Raw genomic sequence first — 20,016 nt, forward strand, 5'->3', positions numbered from 1 at the left:
GGTTTAATTGTTCCCCCGATCATTGTGATCGTCTGGACGTCATTGGTATTATTTGCCGCCGCATGAAATTTATGCAGCAAACAAAACGAGGTTAACCGGATGATGCCGGCTAACCTCGTTATTCGCACGCTCCCTATCGGGGAATGCCAACCTGTTTACCCATTACTCATGCGGGCTGATCCCGCCTTCCTTATGGATCACTATCGTCTCCTCGATTGCTTTGTTCATGGCCTCGTCAGCCATCCTCAGCGCAGTCTGATTGTCCTTGGATTCCGTTGAAATGAGCTTCCAAACCATATCCGTATTGGCATAGATATAGGTCAGGTTCGGCTTACGGGCAGGCGGCATAGCACCGCTCAAATAGAAAATCGATTGAAGATGCTTGCCTTCCCAACCGGGCACGTCCTTTCCGTATGCCTCCTGAACAGCCGGATCGGCAAGCGGCGAGATGACACCCTGCCTGGACAATTCGGTTTGATACTCCGGCGACAGCAGGTATTGGACGACCTGGAACGCCAGATCCTTGTCGGCGGACTGATTCGTAATAAACATGCCGTTCGTATCGGGCTGGAATTTGGACTCCGGCGCCTCGGGGAATACCGGAACCGATGAGATGTCAAAGTTCAAATCCTTGTTCTCGTCAAGCAATTTATTGACGTTCTCCAGCGAGTCCACAATCATCGCAATTTTCCCCGTGACAAATTCATTCGTTTTCACTAGCTGATTGCCGGGAATTTCATAGAACGCCCTGATATTGCTTACAATCTTCAGCCAATTGTCCGAGACCATGGAAGATTTGTCTTCGTTCGGATCGAGAGCAGGCTCTGAAAGCTGATTGAATCTCATATAGTGGGCGGGGTTCATCTGAAAGCCTTTATAGGTGATATCACCGACCTGACGGGTAAGCTTTTTGGTCATTTCATAGGCTTCATCCCATGTCATCCCGTCCTTGGGGTAGTCCAGGCCAAACTGGTCGAAAATATCCTTGTTATATACGAGCACCCAGTCGTTCGAATTGAACGGAAGCGAGTACAATTTGCCGTCCGACGTATTGACGGAATGCTGAAAATCCGCAGGGTTCAATGTGCCGGTGTCGAAGTTGTATTTTTTGACCAGATCGGTCATATCGTATTCCATCTTGAATCTGCGGATTTGCCTGTACGTATTGCGGCCGACCTCGTCGAATACAATGTCGGGTATCGTGCCCTTGGCGATCAAATCCTCATACCGCGTACCATCGTTCCAGGCAATATGCTTGAACGTAACATCGGGGAATTTCGCTTTGATATATTGGCCGACCTGTTTCTCGTATATGTCTTCGTTGACATAGAATGCAGGCCATGCCGTAAAGATAGTCAGCTCATTAGCGGATGTTTCCGCCGTTTCTTGAGACACCTCGTTTACAATGTTTGCTTTGTTTACTTCCGCGCCGTTTTCTTCGGTACAAGCCGCCGCCCCCATTATCGTCATTACCGTCAAGAGCGCGATACTGATAATTTTTTTCATGATCCGTTCAGACCTCCAAAATGTTTGTATGCATCGGGAAGATTCCTCATCGGGTAACCGCCAGCGGAGTCATAGATTGAGAGAGAGGGATATGTCAGCGCTTACAAAAATAAAGCTTCATCACGATCACCCCCTGACATGAATTCATGTTCAACCAGCTGCGCGGTATCCTGAAAAAGCGAAGGACGGCAGTGGAAGTCTATTAAACATATCTACAATGGCAAATGCCGGCAATGGGTTATTTGTTCAAATTATAGGCGTATCCCATCATGTATCCGTTCCTCCCGCCAGCCGGCAAAATGAGAGAATGCCAGCAGCGGCGGGAGAGTGAAAAAGCCTATAATAACGATGGAGTCAGCCTATAATGCCGCGGAACGGGACATATACAATTTATCCTATATTCATTACAATGCGAGATTCTGCAGCAGCGCGGAATTCAAGAGGCCTGCAGTACCTGAGGGGGGATTCTTAAAAAAAGGTTTTTGTAAGCGCTTATCTGAAGATATTTTGCCTGAGAGGATGTAGAAATCGATGAGAAGTATCAAATGGCTTCTGGCTATCATGCTTTTGTTATCCGTATTTGCTTCGCCCGCAGCGGCGGAAGAGGACACGCCAGAGGAGGAGGCGCCTGCCGTAAGCCCGGAACCAAGTGCGGTAGAGGAAGAGGCATCTGCCGTAAGCCCGGAACCAAGTGCGGTAGAGGAAGAGGCGCCTGCCGTAAGCCCGGAAACGGGTGCGGCGGAGAACGCGGCAGACCGTTTTACGGATTTAAAGGATCTTCCCGCGGAAGTTAAGGAGAAGTTCGGCACGCTGATCGAAGCGGGTGTATTCAAAGGGATATCCGACGGCCTGTTCGGATTGGACCTCAACATGACCCGCGCGCAATTCGCCAAAGTGGCGGCCCTTATATTCGCATTGCCTGTAGACGATAAGCTGGCAATCTCCAGCTTCTCCGATGTCAAAGCGGACGATAAAGCCAACGGGTACGCTCTGCCTTATATTGAAGCCCTCAAAATAGCGGAGCTGACCAACGGCTACGGCTCGGATACCACACGCTACAACCCGTCCGGCAAGGTCAGCCGGCAGGAACTTGCGGCGTTTCTGATCCGGGGACTCGGCATGGAAGCCGAGGCCAAGGAGGCTGATCCGTCCGATGACGCTACTGTCAGTCCATGGGCGCGAACGTATGCCACATTTGCGCTGGAGAAGAATTTGCTTCCCGCCAGTGACAGCGGCACATTCGGGGGCACATCGCCCGTTACCCGTTATGAACTGGTGTTGGCCGCTTACGAGGCGCGGAATTTGTTCCTTGCAAGCATTCAGGAGGCGGGCAAAGTATCCATTCTGGAAGCGAAGGCCTCCGGTGCCAGGAAGGTGGCCGTCAAGCTCAGCCAGGAGGTCGATACCGAAAAGGCGAAGCTGACCGCATCTGCCGGCGGAGATGAGGTCTCCGGGAAAACCGAGTGGGCAGAAGACAAAATGTCCGCCACCATTACGCTGGACGATAAGCTGGCTCACGGTAAATATCAGGTTAAGCTGTCAGGCCTGGACGAAGGGACCGTTGACCGGGCGGAAGCGGAATTCGAAGCGGAGGACGAACGGCTGGAAACACTGGCATTTGCCGCTCCTTCCGATATATTGCCGCGCTCCAAGGTGATCGTCGATTTCAAGGCGGCGAACCAGTACGGCGAGACATCCGACTGGACGGCAGGCGATTTTGAAATCAAGGCGGCCGGAGCGGACGTGAATGCGGTTCAGCTGCCGGGCAAACAGGCTTTTCAGCTGGATGTAAGCCGCTTGCCCAAAGGTGCAGGGATCTCGATTATTCTGTTCCGGAAGCCGTTAACGGATACCACCCTGAAGCCTGTCACCAAAGTCTTCACCGTCGGGGACCTGCCTGTCGTTTCGAAGGTGGAAGCAGGCGATCTTAAGTTTTTTGGAGCGGATACCGCGCTCAAGCCCGGCGGCCGGGCCTATCTGTTATTTGCCGCCTATGATCAATACGGCTTCCGAGTTACCGATCCCGAGCTTCTGGGCGGAGAGAGAGGCATCGATACGGTGTTCTCGGAACCGGGAATTTTCAACGACAAACCGTCGCTGGACAAGTTTTTCGATTATGACGATGACGGTTATGTCGATCTGTCGCTTGAGGTTTCACCTGACGTGAAGGTCGACAAGCAAGTAAACCTGATGCTGCTCTCCCGGATATATGGCGAGCCCGCGTCCGTTACCTTGAAAATCGTGCTGTCCAAAGTACCGGCTTCGGTCGAATTCGATTATTCCGACACTCTGACGATCGGTGACGAAGACGAATATATCCCGATCATCGTCAAGGATGCGGAAGGCAAGGAATTGTCTCCCGAGGATATCGTGAATGCCGAGACAACCGGCCGGCTCCAGGTAACCGGTTCGAATCAGCTGGTGCTGGAGTCCGATCCGCCGACGCGGACCGATTACAGCGTGACGCCCAATGCGGTTCGCCAGACGGCTGTGCAGGCAACCGGCTCCGACAGGGGGAAAATCCGGATTGCCCGCGTCATGAACTATGGACCTGCTTTTATTTCCATTCTATTGCCGTATTCCTCCAAAATGGAGACGTTCAACCTCAATATTGAGCAGGCGAGGGAGAGGACGCCGGCTTCGGTCGAGCTTGACGGAGACAGCAATAATCTGCTCTTTCCCGGTACCGAGCACCAGATCAAATTCAAGATTCTCGACCAGTACGGAGACCAATTGAATACGACGCTCCCCGATTACAAAGTCGATTACAAGCTGGAGCGGGTCAGCGGTGAATCCGGCGCGATTACGACCAAGGGCGCTGCCGTTCTGACCGAAGCTGCTCCGGCAATCCGCCGTGAAATCAATGACAGCTCGGGCAAAGGCGTCACCTTCGTTGCAGACCCGCTCAAGATGGGGACCTACCGGCTGAAGGCCTCATTGGTGCGGGTTGACGCAGGCGGAGCGGTTATCGGCACCTTGGCTGCAGCTTCGTCGGTTGCCGAGGTATTCGGCGGCAGCCAGGCGTTAACGTATGAAATGGATCTGGATGACGCATTGTTTGCGGCAGGCAGATATTATTACGAGCATGGGGTGATCAGGAGCGTTACCGATGCTACCTATCTGCTTGAAAATAAAGATGTATTTGCCAGAGAAATTGAAATCAGCGCCAAGGATGAGCTGGGACGCGAGGTGACTCTGCCGTCCAATATCGTCAGAAGCATCGGATCGGCCAATCCCGATATGATCGGAGACGACGATGTGAACCGGATCATCGGCCTGAATGCCGGCAAATCGACAGTCACCGTCATTTTCGATTCGCCGACAGGGGCGAGGACGCTGAGCAAGGAAGTGGAAGTCAAATACGAACGCCCGGCGATCCAGGAAGTGAAGGTGGACAAGTCGGCGAATGTCGTCGACAGCGCGCAGCTGAACGGTCTGCTGCCCTGGGACGCGAATTTGATGAAGAAGATCACGGTCAAGGATCAATTCGGAGACAGCTTCGATAATGACAAACTGGCACGCTACAACGATATTTTCGGTATTGTCTATCTGATTGGCGACATCCACTTCAGGCCGAATACCGCTCCGGCCATGAAGGATATTCTCTACATCGACGGCGGTGGCCGCATTGTCTATCAGCCAGGCAGCGGCAACCCGATTGACAATAATGTGGAAGACTTCACGCTGACGGCCATTACGCCTGACGGCAAAACGTATTCGACCTTCATATCCGTCCAGTAAGTTAAGGAAAGGCCATCATACCCTTGCCGGCATCCGGCAGGGGTATTTCACATGTGATATAGGGCGAATAGGGACTGAATCGGGGCGAATATCCGCCATGAAAAGCAGGATTCCCCCATAGTTCGAGCAGAATCCACCAATGAAGAGGGAAGCAAGTGATATATACTGATTTTGAAGATATGTACGACATTGTAAAATGTGAAATGGGGGATTCTTCATGAACGCAAGCGGCTTGGACGAGCAATTGGGCGGCGTCAGCAAATCGCTGCGCACGCTTCCCGGGTCTTTATTGCTCGGTTCGACGGGAGCCCGTTTATGGGCCGATTATTTGGAGCCCCGGCCCGGCTTTAGCGGCCGGTTCGATTTTATTCACAAAATCAATATTCCTTTGCTGTACTCCGTATTGGCAGACGCTGCAGACCATTACGAGCCCTGCCGGGCCCGCTGGTATCCGAGCCATATGCGGATGGAATACGAAGGTGCCCGCTTCTCGCTGCAGGAACGGAAATTTATTTCATGGGACGACTGTGCCGTATCCTTTCAGACCTGGACCAACAAGGATACCGAGGAGCTTGTTCTGCGCCTCTCCACCTATGGAGATCTCTTTCGCACAACGCCGGAGGGCGGGCTTTACGGCACATTTACGGTACCGCACCTAAGCTTTGATATCGACGCTGCGTTGATACTAAGTGATGCCGGGCTGTTAACCGGGCTCCGCCTGAAGCCGGGAGAGACGAGAACGTTCGCAATCGCGGCCGCGCTCGGCATTCATGGGCAGGATGAGCCCGAGCTGCTCAAGCGGAGGGCTGGCTCCTATGCCCACGACCGGCCAGTCGAGCAGGCCTTCTCCGATTATATACAGGCTTACAGCCAGTGGTTCGACCGGGCGCCGGCCTTCCGCTGCAGCGATGAGCTGCTGAACAGAACCTGGGCTTACCGCTGGTTTCTGCTCCGTCATAATTTGGCCGAGCCCAAATACGGGAATCTGCAATACCCCTTGTTCTATGAAGGCAGATCCCACAAGAAAAGCAAATCCCCATTCAGCAAAGGGGGCTGGGAGTTCTGCAAGCTGATCAATTTATCCGTCCCCCTGCATGTGATGGATGCCCGCTGGTACCACGACTCCGCTTACAGTGAAGGCCCCTTCAATAATATGAAGGAAAATCCGAACGAGGACGGGATGTTCTGCTGTATGACCGTCGACACCGTCATGCACGCCTTTGCCAATTTCTCCTGCTGGGCCGCCTATCAGCTCTATCTGGTGCACCGGAACCGGGAGGCCATGGCGGCGCTGCTGCCGTCCCTGAAGGCCCAGCTGCCGGCCTGGAGCCGGGCGCACGGGAATGACCGCGACGAATTGATGATCGAATACCGCCACACCAGGACGGGAAAAGAATATCAGCCGAGCTACTGGTACTTCCACCAATTCCCGAGAAACCCCAAGGATCCGGCAACCTATACGCATGTGAAGAGAGTGGACCGGACGGTATACCATTATTTGAATACGCTTGCGGTAGCCAGGCTGTGCGAAGAGCTTGAGGACTCCGAAGCGGAGGAATTCCATAGGCGGGCAGAGGCGATCAAAAGCGATATTCTGTTAAAAATGTGGGATGAAGAGAGCGCTTTCTTCTACGACCTTCATCACGAAACCGACGAGAAGGCGCTGGTTAAGAATATCGTCGGCTTCTATCCGGCATGGGCGCAAATCATAGACACTGATCATGACGCGCTGATCGGTCATCTGTTTCAGCGGGGCGAGTTCGATACGGGCTGCCCGTTTCCGTCCGTATCCGCCGATTGTCCGGCCTATTCGAAGGACGGCGGCTGGATGGGCCATTTTGTCAAAGGCCGCAACGGCTGCGTATGGGACGGACCGACATGGCCGTATACCAATTCCATCGTCCTTGATGCGCTGGCTAAGGAGAGCAAACGGCGCGATCACCTGTACGACCGCCAGTTCGCCCATTATTTGCGCGAATATTCATTCCTGCATTTCTTCAACCGGGACTTGAGCCAGCCCGGGCTTGTCGAGCATTACAACAGCGCCACCGGCGAGCCGCTCAGCGACGAGCAGGAATACAATCATTCCTTTTATATTGATCTGCTGATCACGCATGTGGCCGGATTGTCCGTAGAGAGCGACCGGCTCGTTCTGGATCCAATCGATACGGGGCTGGATTATTTCTGTCTGGAGCGGGTCCGGGCCGCAGGGGCGGAAATCCGGATTACGTACCGTAAGCCCGGAAGCGCGCCGCAAGCGGCAGATATCGAAGAAGGATACCGTTTGTTTGTTAACGGCAAGCTTGTTTTCTCAAGCGGCCGGCTATGCCGGTTCGAACTGCCTTTACGGGAAATCCGATCGTAAGCGAAAAGGGGCGAGCAAGGTGAATGGAAGAGTGAAGGAGCTCAGGGGCGAACGGTTCTTTGACCTCGACATCGATATATTCGTGAACCGTGAACAGGAGTCGTTCTCCCTCTGCCAGCACACGCATGATTTTGTCGAGATCTGCATCGTCGGAGAAGGATGCGGCTTCCATTATATTGAGGATCAAGTGCTGCCCGTCAAGCAGGGGGATTTGTTTCTGATCCCGATTGGCACATCCCATGTATTCCGCCCGTCCTCTCCGGAGCGCGACAAAGTGCTCGTCGTGTATAACTGTATTTTCCGCAATAGAGCGATTGAGAACTGGAGGCATTATTTCGCCGAGGATTCAGAGATGCTCCGCATGATCTATTACCCCCATGAGCGCAAGGGAAGATGGCTGCAGTTCCACGACAAGCACAACACGCTGCAGGCCATGTTCCATAATATGCACTGGGAGTATTTGAAACGGAACCAGGGCTGCGAAATTATATTGACCACCTCGCTCATCCAGATGCTGATGCTGCTGCAGCGTCTGGAGATGGAGCGGGATTTCACGCCTTCGCCGAACAACAAGCTTGAGGATGTCCTGCATTATATCAAGAATAATTACTCCAAGAATATTACGGCCCAGCATGTTGCGGACCATTTCTATATGAGCGTAAGCCATTTTCAGCGGCTGTTCAAAAAGTCGACGGAGCTGACGTTCATCCAGTATTTGCAGAATATCCGGATTCAGAAATGCTGCGATCTGCTGGAATCCACCGATATCTCCATACACGAAACGGCCAATCTGGTCGGGTATCTGGATATGAAGTTTTTCCATGCGTTGTTCCGTAAAAAAACCGGCGTTACGCCGAGGCAGTACCGGCAGAACTACCAGGAACCGAAAATCGATTAACATCCCCTGCAAAGCGCGATTCACCTATAGAATGGGCAAGCATCGCCTATAATTCGCGCAGGCGGCCCATATATAATGAGAACACATAATGGATGTTTTGAAACCGTTCTCATTACCGGGCTGCATTCCCGTATAGGGCGGATGGGTACGAAGCAAGAAAAAACGGAGGTGTGCGAGCAGTGGGCTGCATTGTGCTGAACCATGTGGAGAAACGCTACGGCAAGGACAAATTATATGCCGTGAAGGATTTTAATCTGGAGATCGAGGACGGGGAATTTCTCGTTATGGTCGGTCCGTCCGGATGCGGGAAGTCGACGACATTAAGGATGATCGCGGGACTTGAAGACATATCCTCGGGCGAAATCTTTATCGGGGACAGGCTGGTCAATCATTTGCCGTCGAAGGATCGCGATATTGCGATGGTGTTCCAGAACTATGCGCTGTATCCGAATATGAATGTTTATGAGAATATCGCGTTCAGTCTGCGCATGCGCAAGCTGCCCAAGCATGAGATCGATCTGGCGGTCAAGAAAGCGGCGCGTACGCTTGAAATCGAAAATTTTCTTGGGCGCAAGCCAAAGGAGCTGTCCGGCGGCCAGCGCCAGCGCGTCGCGCTTGGCCGGGCGATTGTGCGCAGCCCGCAGGTGTTCCTGATGGATGAGCCGCTCTCCAATCTCGATGCGAAGCTGAGAGTGCAGATGCGGACCGAGCTGATCAAGCTGCATAAGCAGCTTGGCGTCACGACGGTATATGTGACGCATGATCAGGTCGAAGCAATGACAATGGGCAGCCGCATCGTCGTAATGAAGGACGGCATCGTTCAGCAGGTCGATACGCCGCAAAATATTTACTTAAATCCGGCAAATATGTTCGTGGCCGGATTCATGGGCAGCCCTCCGATCAATTTCATCGAAGGGAAGCTGCTTGAGGGTCCGGAAGGCCTGCTGGAATTTCATACGAAGCAGTACGCGCTCGCCATCCCGGCAAGCCAGTCGAACAGGCTGATCGAGAAAAGAAAAGTCAACCGGGTCGTCACGATCGGCATCCGCAGCGAGCATGTGCATCTGGACCCGGCCTACCGCGACGCGCACCCGCGCTCGCAAATTCCGGGCAGCCATAAAATCAGCGAGTTTATGGGAGCTGATCTCTTTTTGTATGCGGATATCGGGGCATCCAATCTGTTCATAGCACGCGCTGATCTCGATCAGGCCTACGATGATAACGAGAAGGTAACGCTTACTCTGGATCTGCGGAAAGCGCTTTATTTCGATACTGATACAGGTGAAAATTTAATGCAGTAACGATTAGCATGTGGAGGGATGCAAGTTGAAAACGTTGTTGCGTTTTCGGGCAGGGATCGTGATCATGCTGAGCCTGCTTCTGTTATTCGGCACAGCCATTGACGGTTACGCCGGATCGCCGGATCTGTCCGGCGAGAACACCGCCGCTTCCGGCGATCCGGATGCGGAGTCTCCGGAACCGGACATTGCCCGGTCCGATGCCGGAGCTAACCCTGCTTCAGGGGATGTCGGCTCAGCGCTTGCGGCGGCGGATGCCCCGGAGCCTTATTATATCGAACTGCTGGAGCAGTGGAAGCAGAAGGGAATCGTTGCCGGGCAGAGCGGAACGATTGCCATACCGGGTACCGATTATTCGGGACAATCGGAGCAGGCGAAGGTTGCAGCAGGCTCCTTCGAGAACAAGGACGATGTGCTTATCTGGAGCGCCGTGTCCGACGAATGGATCGAATATGAGGTAGACATTGCGCAGGAGGGGTTGTATGCGATCGATGTATCCTACCATCCGTTCATCGGTGAAAAATACCGCAAGCCGATTACGCTTGGTCTGACCTTCGATCATGTCAGCCCGTATCTGGAGTCAAGGTCCGTGCAGCTTTACCGGCAATGGCAGGACCAGATGCCAGCGAAAAAGGATGACTACGGCGATGAAATCCGTCCGCCGTCGATCGATGTCAGCGGGTGGAAGACGGAGCCGTTAAGAGATTCGGGAGGCTCCTACGAAAGCCCGCTGCTGTGGCATTTGACCGCGGGGAAGCATATTATGCGGCTCTCGGGCAGCGACCCGGTGGCAATCGAGAAGATTGAGCTGCATGCGCCGCTCAAAATTGACGATTACAAGACGGTCAGAAGCAAACAGCCGGAGAATGCGGCATCGCCCTCCGGTGATCCCATTGTCATTGAAGCGGAACAGGCGTCCTGGAAGAACGACTCCTCCATTCCGCTCGCCTACGACAACAATATATCGTCCACTCCTTACGAGAGAGGCAAGATGGTCTATAACGTCATCAACGGAGAGCGCTGGTCGACTGGCAATCAGGAGATCACGTGGACCTTCGATGTTCCGGAAAGCGGCATGTACAAAATCGCCATGCGCGCCCAGCAGTCCTATTCGTCGAACCGCTCCACGTTCAGGACCATTTCCGTGAACGGACAGGTGCCGTTCTCGGAGCTTTCGGCTTACCGGTTTCCTTATGCGACCGGCTGGCAGGGCATTACGCTTGAGGACGGGGAGGGAGCGCCGTTTGAATTTGCGCTGAACAAAGGTACGAATACGCTGACGATGCGCGTGACGCAGGCTCCGCTCAAGCCGCTTCTGGTCGAGTTGGAGAACATCATATCCGATATGAAGGAACGGGGATTGGATATCCAGGCGCTGACCGGCGGCACTGTGGACGCGAACCGGACCTGGAATGTCGAACGCGACCTGCCGGGGTTTGTCGGCCAATTCGGGGAGCTGTACGACCGTCTTGCCCGAGTCCAGCAGAGCCTTGTGGCCGTGAACGGCCGCTCCGATGCGGTAACGCAGGGAATCGTCACGGTGGTGAAGGATTTGAAGGAGCTTCTGGACAATATCAATCGTGTTCCATACGAAGCGGATAAGCTGGTGAATATGGAGGGCAAGCTTGCCGATTATCTGCAGCAGCTCAATGCTCAGCCGCTCCAGCTCGACCGGATCTATGTCGTGCCGTCAGGCAAGAAGATCCCGAGAATGACCTCGACCTTCTTCCAGGAGCTCAAAGGTTCCATTTCCGATTTTCTGTATACGTTCAAGCCCAAATCGGAGCTGAGCAGCGTGGACGACGGGGTGCTGAACGTCTGGGTGCAGCGGGGAAGGGATTACGTCAATCTGATCCAGCAGCTGACGGATGAAATGTTTACGGCGGAGACCGGAATCAAGGTAAAGGTTAACCTGCTTCCCGATTCCGATCTGCTTGTCCTGATGAACGCAGCCGGAATCGCGCCCGACGTGGCGCTCGGATTGTCGCAGGATCTGCCGTTCGAATACGCCCTGCGGGGCGGATTGTACAATCTTGCCCAGTTTCCGGACTTCAATCAGCTTTATGAGCGCTTTGCTCCCGGTACGTGGATACCGTTCTATTACAACGGAGGTTATTACGGCGTCCCGGAAACGCAAACCTTCGAAATGCTCTATTACCGCAAGGATATTCTGGACCGGCTGGGCCTGAAGGTTCCCGGCACATGGGAGGAAGTTTACAAGATGCTGCCTACGCTGCAGCAAAACAACATGAATATGCCTCCGGTGCCTTATACCCCGTTCTTCTACCAGAACGGCGCCGAATTCTTCACGCCGGACGGATTGAAGACGGCTTTATCGTCGCAGAAGGGATTCCAGGGCTTCAAGGAATGGACGGATTTGTACAATGTCCATGCCGCGGACCAGTCGCTGGCCAGCTTCTTCCAGGGCTTCCGCAGCGGAACGGTGCCTATGGGGATTTCCGATATTACCACCTATATTCAATTGATGGTGGCAGCACCGGAATTGAATGGCCTCTGGGGAATAGCGCCGGTTCCGGGCGTCAAGCAGGAGGACGGCACGATCACCCGCTGGATGAGCGGTGGCGTGCAGAGCGGCGTTATTTTCAAAAACTCGAAAAAGGCCGAGGAAGGCTGGGAATTCCTGAAATGGTGGACCTCTGCCGCCGTTCAGGAGCGGTTCGGGAACGATATCGAGACGCTTAACGGCGTGACCTTCCGGTGGAATACTTCCAATATCGAAGCCTTTATGTCGCTGCCCTGGAAGCCGGAGGATGTCGACAGCATTCTGGAGCAGTGGAGATGGTTCAAGGAGGTGCCGAATGTGCCCGGTTCCTATTATTTGGCCCGTGAGCTTCAGAACGCATGGAACCGGACGGTGCTGGACGGAATCAATTCACGCAGCTCGCTGGAGACGGCGATCAAGGAAATCGAGCGGGAAATGACGCGCAAGCTTGCGGAGTTCAAGTTCATCGACGGCAGCGGCAAGGCCGTCCATTCCTTGAACCTGCCGGCAGTGACAGAGCCGTGGAAAGGAGTGGAGCCGTATGTTAAAGGCGGAAGCAAGTAAGGCAGGGCTCTCTCAGTCTGCCGTTCATGAGAGGGTGCGGAAGAACAAGGCGTTCTTCGCCACCGTATGGTCCTACCGCGTCTCCTATTTGTTCATTGCGCCGTTCATGATCTGCTTCACCGTATTTATCATGATTCCGGTCGCGGCAGCCTTCGGGCTCAGCTTTACGTATTTCAACTCCCTGGAGCCTCCCCGGTTTGTCGGGTGGGACAATTTCCGCTATATGATTTCGCAGGATTTGCTCTTTATCAAATACGCGCTGCCCAATACGTTCAAGTTCTCCGTGATCGTCGGGCCGGGGGGCTATATAGCCGCCTTTATGCTTGCCTGGCTGATCTCGATCCTGCCGGGCAGGTCCCGCAAATGGTTCGCGCTGGCGATGTACTCCCCGTCCCTGACGGGGGGCGTCGCCATGGCGATCGTCTGGCAGCCGATGCTGACCGGGGACCGCATCGGATACCTGAACAGCTTCCTGCTCAAGCTCGGGCTGATCGGGGAGCCGCAGCTGTGGGTGACGAGCAAGGAATATCTGATGACCTCGATGATCGGCGTGACGCTGTGGTCCAGCATGGGGATCGGTTTTCTCGCTATGCTGGCCGGGATCCTGAATGTGAATGCCGAGCTGTACGAAGCAGGCAAGCTGGATGGAATTAAAAGCCGTCTGGAGGAAATATGGTACATTACGATTCCTTCCATGAAGCCGCAAATGCTGTTCGGCGCGGTTATGGCCATTGTCGGCACATTCAAGGCCGGCGGAATCGGCACACAGCTGTCCGGCATGAATCCGACGCCGGAGTACTCGGGGCATTTGATCGTTAACCACATTAACGATTACGGGTTCATCCGCATGGAGCTTGGGTACGCCACGGCATTATCCGTCTTCCTTCTGTTCATGATGTACCTGGCCAACAAATTTTGCTGGAGATTGTTCGGCACCAAGGAGGATGAATGATGAAACAAGCTGCGGCCTGGAATTTGCGGCTGTGGAAGAGACGCCCGAAGCATTTTCGCCTGAGTCCGACGGAGAAAATTTCGGCGTTCCTTCTTGTCCTTCTCAGCATTTTTATGCTGATGCCGCTTGTCTATATTTTCAATAATGCCCTAAAGCCCTATCAGGAGCTGTTCATCTATCCGCCAACGCTGTGGGTGCGCAACCCTTCCTTTCAAAACTTCATCGAGCTGTGGGCGATTACGAAAAATTCGGCTATCCCGATGTCGCGATACATCTTCAACAGCGTATTTGTAGCCGTGCTCACGGTTATTCTCGTCACAGGCGTCAGCGCCATGTGCGCTTATCCGATTTCCAAGCATAAATTTCCGGGACATAAGATTGTCTTCGGCGCCATTCTGCTCACCCTCCTGTTCGCACCGGAAACCGTGGCCATTCCGCGCTATCTGGTTGTCAGCAAGCTGGGTATCATGAACACTTATTTCGGCCATCTGCTGCCGATGGTGGCGGTGCCGGTCGGCGTTTTCCTCATGAAGCAGTTCATCGACCAGCTCCCGAACGAGCTGCTCGATTCGGCCAAGATGGACGGGGCCAGGGAGTTTACCATCTTCCTGAAAATCGTCATTCCGATCTGTATGCCGGCAGTCGCGACAATCAGCATCATCGCTTTCCAGGATGCCTGGGGAAATACAGAGACATCAAGCCTCTTCATGCAGGACGAGACGATGAAGACCTTTCCTTTCTTTATTTCGACGCTGACCTCCAACATGGCCAACAATGTGGCCAGACAGGGAGCGGCGACAGCGGCGGCGCTGATCATGTTCCTGCCGAATTTGATTATTTTCCTGCTCTTCCAGAGCAAGGTTATTGCCACCATGGCTCATTCGGGCATCAAGTGACAAGAAGTATACGGAGGTCTAAAGCATGAATAACAAACGCGGCAGGCTGTGGTCGGCCCTTATACTGATCATGCTGAGCGCCGCATTATTGCCGGCAACGGCTTACGCAAATGTGAAATACGCCACGTTTACGAAGAACAGCGCAGGAAGCCTGGTCTGGCTGCAGCCGGCCTACATCCCGATCGATGTGATCGGAGAAGATCTATACCTTGCCGATCCGCAGGACCCGTCCGTCAGAACGGTATCGTCCATGCAGCATCCCAAGGACATCTATATCGATTCAGACGATCAAATCTTTATTGCCGACACGGGCAACAACCGGATCGTTCATCTGGACAGGGACGGAAAGCTTATCCGCTACATCACGGTTCCGGAGAGCCCGCTGAACAAGCCCGAAGGGGTGTTTGTGACCGAGGCAGGCGACATATTCATTGCCGATACGGGCAACCGCAGAATCGTCAAGCTGGACAAACACGGGAAGATGATCCAGGAGATAGCCAAGCCTTCTTCGCCCTTTATCTCCGACACCTTCGTATTCACTCCCGTGAAGCTGATCGTCGATGAACGGGGCTTTCTGTACGTCGCTTCGCAGGGCAGCTACGAAGGGCTGCTGGTGCTGGATCCGGACGGCAATCTGCAGGGATATTTCGGAACGAACCAGACCGTGCTGTCCGCCCTGGATGCCTTGAAGCGATGGCTGTATACCGAGGAAATGTATGCGAGAGAAGTGCAGAAAAGGCCGGAAACGATCAACAGTCTGGCTACCGACGGCAGCGGATTCATCTATACCGTCACCGGAGGCGCAATTTCGGGCAATCAATTGAAGAAGCTGAATTCGCGCGGGGATAATCTGCTTCGCAGCTCCCAGGGCTCGTTCGGAGAATACCGTGCGGCCGATACGCGGGATTTGGCGCCGACCGCTCTGAAGACGCCTCAGCTGATTGACGTGGCCGTGGACAGCGACGGAAATATTGCCGTGGTCGATCAGCAATTCAAGTATATCAGCCACTACGACAGCAATGGGAACCTGCTTTATTTCTGGGGCGGGCCGTCATCGGCGGGAACCTCCCAGATCGGGCTCATGAAGAGTCCGGCAGCGCTCGATTTCAACTCCAGAAACGAGCTGTATGTGCTGGATGACCAGGAAAATATTATTCAGAAATTCCGGATGTCGGAATTTGGCGGCAAGGTCATTCAAGCGAACAAGCTGACCTTGTCCGGCTTCTATACGGAGAGCGAGCAGCTGTGGAGGGAAGTACTGCGGATGAATGCCGAATTTCCTCCGGCAATCGAAGGCCTGGCGCAAGCGGCCTTCAAGAAGGAGCAGTATGCTGAAGCGGGAAAATTATTCAAGGCAGTCGGCAACCAGGAAGGATATTCCGAGTCGTTCTGGCAAACGCGCCTGCAGTGGTTTCAGAAAAACTTCTCGTGGATTGCCAGCGTCATCCTGATCGGCTTCCTGCTGATGGTTGGGCTGGAGAAATGGCCGGTAACGAGAAGGCTGCGGGCGAAGTGGCGCAGCCGGGAACGCTCGCGCAATCCGCTTATTACGCATTTCAAGCATGCCTTCTATATCCTGCGCCATCCGGTCGACGGCTTTACCGCCATCCGCTATGAGGGCAAGGGCACCTATTGGAGCGCCGCCATTCTCATTGCCGGCACCTATTCGGCGCTGCTGATCCGCGAATACGTGACCAGCTTCTCGTTTCAACTCACGGCATTCGTCAATGTCTATACGGTGTTCACCCAATTCTTCATCGTATGGATTACCTGGGTCATCGCCAATTATCTGGTCAGCTCGATCTACCGGGGCGAGGGCCGGTTCAGAGATATTTTTATCGGCAGCGCTTATGCGCTCGTCCCCTACATTCTGATCGGCATTCCGCTTGCTTTCCTGTCGAATGCGATGACCCTATCCGAATCGTCCATTTATCATTTCATCTCCCAGGGTCTGGTCATCTGGATCGGTCTGCTCATGTTCTGGAACACGCAGTGGATCCACAATTACAGCGTGGGGGAAACGCTGATCAATATTTTCCTGACGCTCGTTACGATGATTGTAATCGGCATTCTGCTCTTCATTACGCTTGGTCTGACAAGCGACTTTATATCATTCCTTTATGAAATTTATCAGGAGGTGTCGCTAAGATGATGGGGCTTAAAGCGCTGTCGGGCAAGCGGAGCTTGCTTGCCATCCTCATTGCCGTCCTTATTGCGGCCTTCATCCTGTACGCTTCGGCCCGCGTCAAGATCGAATGGGGGCTGGCTGCGCCAGCCGTGGCGGTGCCGACGGACACGGCGGCGGGAACCGTTCAGGCCAAGCCGCCCGTATTGCCGGAGCAGGACGGGTTCGAGCTGGCGGCGGAGACGGATGTTTTACGTCTTAAGATGAACCGGGCTACCGGACATTTTATTGTGGAGGACAAGCGGAGCAATGAAGAGTACTACTCGTATCCCGATCCGGAATATTGGTCGGAGGAGACGGTGTCGAGCACGTGGAAGCAGCATTTGTCTTCACCTTTCATGCTTCAATACGCGGACTTCTCGGAGCCGATCGTAAATCCGAAGGATATGAGCTTCTCGCCGGGAATCGACCGGATTGATAATCTCGAATTGATTCCCGGAGGATTCCAGCTCACGTATGTGCTGCCTGAGGCAGGGTTTGCGATTCCGGTGCAGGTCACGATTGAAGGTGATTACGTCCAGACGAAGATTGTAAGGGAGGGCATTAAAGAAGACCGCCTGGGTCTCATCTGGATCCGGCTGTTCCCCTTCTTCGGCGCAGTTCATACGGACGGCCGGGAAGGCTATATGCTCATTCCCGACGGAACGGGTGCTCTAATCAAATTCAAGGACAATACGTTGAACGTCAATAAGGTCTATGACGAGAGCGTGTACGGGGCAGATATGGTCTATAACGGACTGGACAACAACCGGAATCCGGTCGCCATGCCCGTCTTCGGAATGAAATCGGATGACAAGGGGTTCGTCGCCGTCCTTCACGAGGGCGAAGAATATGCCAATATCGTGGCGTCGCCGGCCGGGGTGTTCAGCGGCTATAACTGGATCGCCCCGCAGATGAACTACCGGTCCAGCTTCCTGCAATATACCAGGAGGAACAATGCCGAGGATCCGGGCTTTGTCGATTTCAACAAGGACGAGCTGTTTGGAAGCGACCGCGTTGTCCGGTATTACATCCTCGGCAAGGGCAGCACGGATTATGTCGGCATGGCCGCAAGATACCGCCAGTATTTAATGGAAGAGAAGGGACTTGCGAAGACCGAGGCCGGGAAGTCAGGCGTACCGCTCCATGTTACCGTTATCGGCGGGGACCAGGAGAAGGGAACCTTGACCAACCGCTATATTAAAGGAACCACCACGCTCGAAGCGGAGCAGATGCTTAAGTCTCTGCATGACAAAGGGATCGGAAATATGTCCGTCACGTATTCGGGCTGGCAGAAGGGCGGCTACAGCGAATTCGGACGGACGCTGCCGGTCGACCCGGCCATCGGCGGCGACGACGGGATGAAGAAGTTTGTCGACTATGCCCACAGCCTTGGGGCTCCGGTATACCTGGACACCGAATACGGCTTGAACAATACCGGCGCGGGAGGCTTCAAGAAGAAATTCGCCGGCGTGGCGAATCTTGCCGGCCAGAATATCGATGTCCGAATGCTCTACAACACCGACAGCATATCTGCCGTCAGCGACAAATTCGCCATGAAAACCATGAACGATGATCTGGCGGATTACAAGAAGCTGGGTGTGGACGGCCTTGTGGTCAACCGGATCGGAAGGGAGCTGTACAGCGACTACAACACCCAATATGGCTCATCCCGGGACGAAGCGAGGGACGTGCAGACTGATATTTTGAAGTCCATTCAGGACAATTTGGGCGGCGTTGAGGGAGTCAGCTCGAATTTCTACGCATTGCCTTACGTGCATCATATTCAGAACATGGTCTCGGATTATTCCTATGATCTGTTCTCCGATGAGGCGGTTCCTTTCGCGCAAATTGCGACGCATGGCCTGATCACCTATTCATTCGATTATTCGAATAACCGCGACGAGAATATCAACGGCTTTCTGCGCGAAATCGAATACGGCTCCGTTCCCTCTTATGTGTTTACCCATGCGGAAACAAGCGATTTTCTGAATGCGTACGGCATCCGTTTCTACAGCACGAAGTTTTCCGACTGGGCATCGGTCGCAGCGGAGGAATACAAGCGGTTCAACGAAGCGCTGGGAGATGTGCAGAACCTCTTCATCGTAGGCCACAGATCGCTTGCGCCGAACGTGAAGGAGACGACCTACGAGAACGGCAAGCGGATAATCGTCAATTATAATACGGAGCCGTTCCGCAGCGGAAATGTGGACGTCCCGGCGCAAAACTTCATTGTCATGGAAGGAGGCGCGGCAGGCCGATGAACCGGAGAATCAAGCTTAAGGCGACTTTGATGGAATATGTGGACGGCACGATATTTATAGCCCCCTGGTTTATCGGGTTTCTGTTGTTTATGGCCTTTCCCCTGGGCTTCTCCCTGTATATGAGCTTCCGCAAGGTGATGGTGGTGGCGACAGGGATCACTAGCTCCAGCGTGGGCCTGAAAAATTACAAAACGATACTGCTTGAGGACGGCAGTCTCCTGTATAACGATTTGATCCCTTTCCTGCAGAAAACCTTGTTCATGGTGCCCATTATCGTTATTTTTGCACTGCTGATCGCGATTATGCTGAACCAGAAATTCGCCGGACGCTCGCTGTTCCGGGCCATTTTCTTTCTTCCTGTCATTCTGTCTACGGGGCAGGTCGTAAGCGAGCTCCTGACGCAGGGCGAGGGCGGTCTCGGCTTTATGTCCAAATACAATGTTTCGGGCCTGATCAGCGGGAACCTGTCTTCCACCTGGTCGACTCCGCTCTTGTGGATACTCAGCTCGTTCGTGCTGATTTTGTGGTATTCCGGGGTCCAGATTCTGATTTTTCTGGGCGGCCGGCAGACCATCTCCAATTCGGCCTACGAAGCGGCACGGATCGACGGGGCCGGCCCCTGGGCGACATTCTGGAAAATTACGCTTCCGGCCATGACGCCGTTTATTTTCCTGAACATGATCTATACGGTCGTCGACCTGTTCACTTTTCCCACCAACCCGATCATCATGCAGGTCCGCGACAGCGAATACGGGCAGTACAGTGCGCTGATCTGGATTTACTTCATTATTATCAGCTTCTTTCTGGCTATTATTTTTCTGTTCTTCAGCAGAGCAACCAGGTCGCAGCGGCGGTCCGTATAAAC

The 20,016-nt window shown here is 53.8% G+C and carries 11 protein-coding genes; 10 read left to right on the forward strand and 1 reads right to left on the reverse strand.

Annotated features, from left to right (window positions below; genetic code table 11):
* Positions 1-162: 162 nt before the first annotated feature.
* On the reverse strand, positions 163-1,506 hold the full coding sequence (locus tag AC0YOB_RS04690; protein ID WP_475791769.1) for an ABC transporter substrate-binding protein: 1,344 nt from the start codon (positions 1,504-1,506) through the stop codon (positions 163-165).
* Positions 1,507-2,037: 531 nt separating this feature from the next.
* Here AC0YOB_RS04690 and AC0YOB_RS04695 point away from each other — a divergent pair.
* From AC0YOB_RS04695 to AC0YOB_RS04740, 10 genes are all read left to right on the forward strand, one after another.
* Positions 2,038-5,247 carry an S-layer homology domain-containing protein gene (locus AC0YOB_RS04695; RefSeq protein ID WP_475791770.1) on the forward strand — a complete coding sequence of 1,070 codons (3,210 nt, stop codon included), beginning with the start codon at positions 2,038-2,040 and terminating at the stop codon, positions 5,245-5,247.
* 217 nt (positions 5,248-5,464) lie between these two features.
* Entirely contained in the window at positions 5,465-7,612 is a 2,148-nt protein-coding gene (locus tag AC0YOB_RS04700; protein ID WP_475791771.1) for an MGH1-like glycoside hydrolase domain-containing protein, read from the forward strand.
* Between the two features lie 19 nt (positions 7,613-7,631).
* Positions 7,632-8,510, forward strand: coding sequence for a helix-turn-helix domain-containing protein (locus tag AC0YOB_RS04705; protein ID WP_475766795.1), 879 nt, complete (start codon positions 7,632-7,634; stop codon positions 8,508-8,510).
* Between the two features lie 179 nt (positions 8,511-8,689).
* On the forward strand, positions 8,690-9,811 hold the full coding sequence (locus AC0YOB_RS04710) for an ABC transporter ATP-binding protein (RefSeq protein WP_475791772.1): 1,122 nt from the start codon (positions 8,690-8,692) through the stop codon (positions 9,809-9,811).
* Positions 9,812-9,836: 25 nt separating this feature from the next.
* Positions 9,837-12,875 (forward strand): extracellular solute-binding protein, encoded by a 3,039-nt coding sequence (locus AC0YOB_RS04715; protein ID WP_475791773.1) that lies wholly within the window; start codon positions 9,837-9,839, stop codon positions 12,873-12,875.
* On the forward strand, positions 12,853-13,827 hold the full coding sequence (locus tag AC0YOB_RS04720; RefSeq protein WP_475791774.1) for a carbohydrate ABC transporter permease: 975 nt from the start codon (positions 12,853-12,855) through the stop codon (positions 13,825-13,827). The genes AC0YOB_RS04715 and AC0YOB_RS04720 overlap by 23 nt, the downstream gene beginning before the upstream one ends.
* Positions 13,824-14,723, forward strand: a complete 900-nt coding sequence (locus AC0YOB_RS04725; RefSeq protein WP_379113237.1) for a carbohydrate ABC transporter permease — start codon at positions 13,824-13,826, stop codon at positions 14,721-14,723. The genes AC0YOB_RS04720 and AC0YOB_RS04725 overlap by 4 nt, the downstream gene beginning before the upstream one ends.
* Positions 14,724-14,748: 25 nt before the next feature.
* Complete coding sequence (locus AC0YOB_RS04730; protein WP_475791775.1) at positions 14,749-16,875, forward strand: YIP1 family protein; 2,127 nt, start codon at positions 14,749-14,751, stop codon at positions 16,873-16,875.
* Positions 16,872-19,151: a DUF5696 domain-containing protein gene (locus AC0YOB_RS04735; protein WP_475791776.1), complete on the forward strand. Its 2,280-nt coding sequence runs from the start codon at positions 16,872-16,874 to the stop codon at positions 19,149-19,151. Before AC0YOB_RS04730 ends, AC0YOB_RS04735 begins: the two co-directional genes overlap by 4 nt.
* Positions 19,148-20,014, forward strand: coding sequence for a carbohydrate ABC transporter permease (locus AC0YOB_RS04740; RefSeq protein ID WP_210045962.1), 867 nt, complete (start codon positions 19,148-19,150; stop codon positions 20,012-20,014). Before AC0YOB_RS04735 ends, AC0YOB_RS04740 begins: the two co-directional genes overlap by 4 nt.
* The last annotated feature ends 2 nt before the right edge of the window (positions 20,015-20,016 follow it).

The sequence above is a fragment of the Paenibacillus sp. JT31N17 genome, from assembly GCF_056269255.1.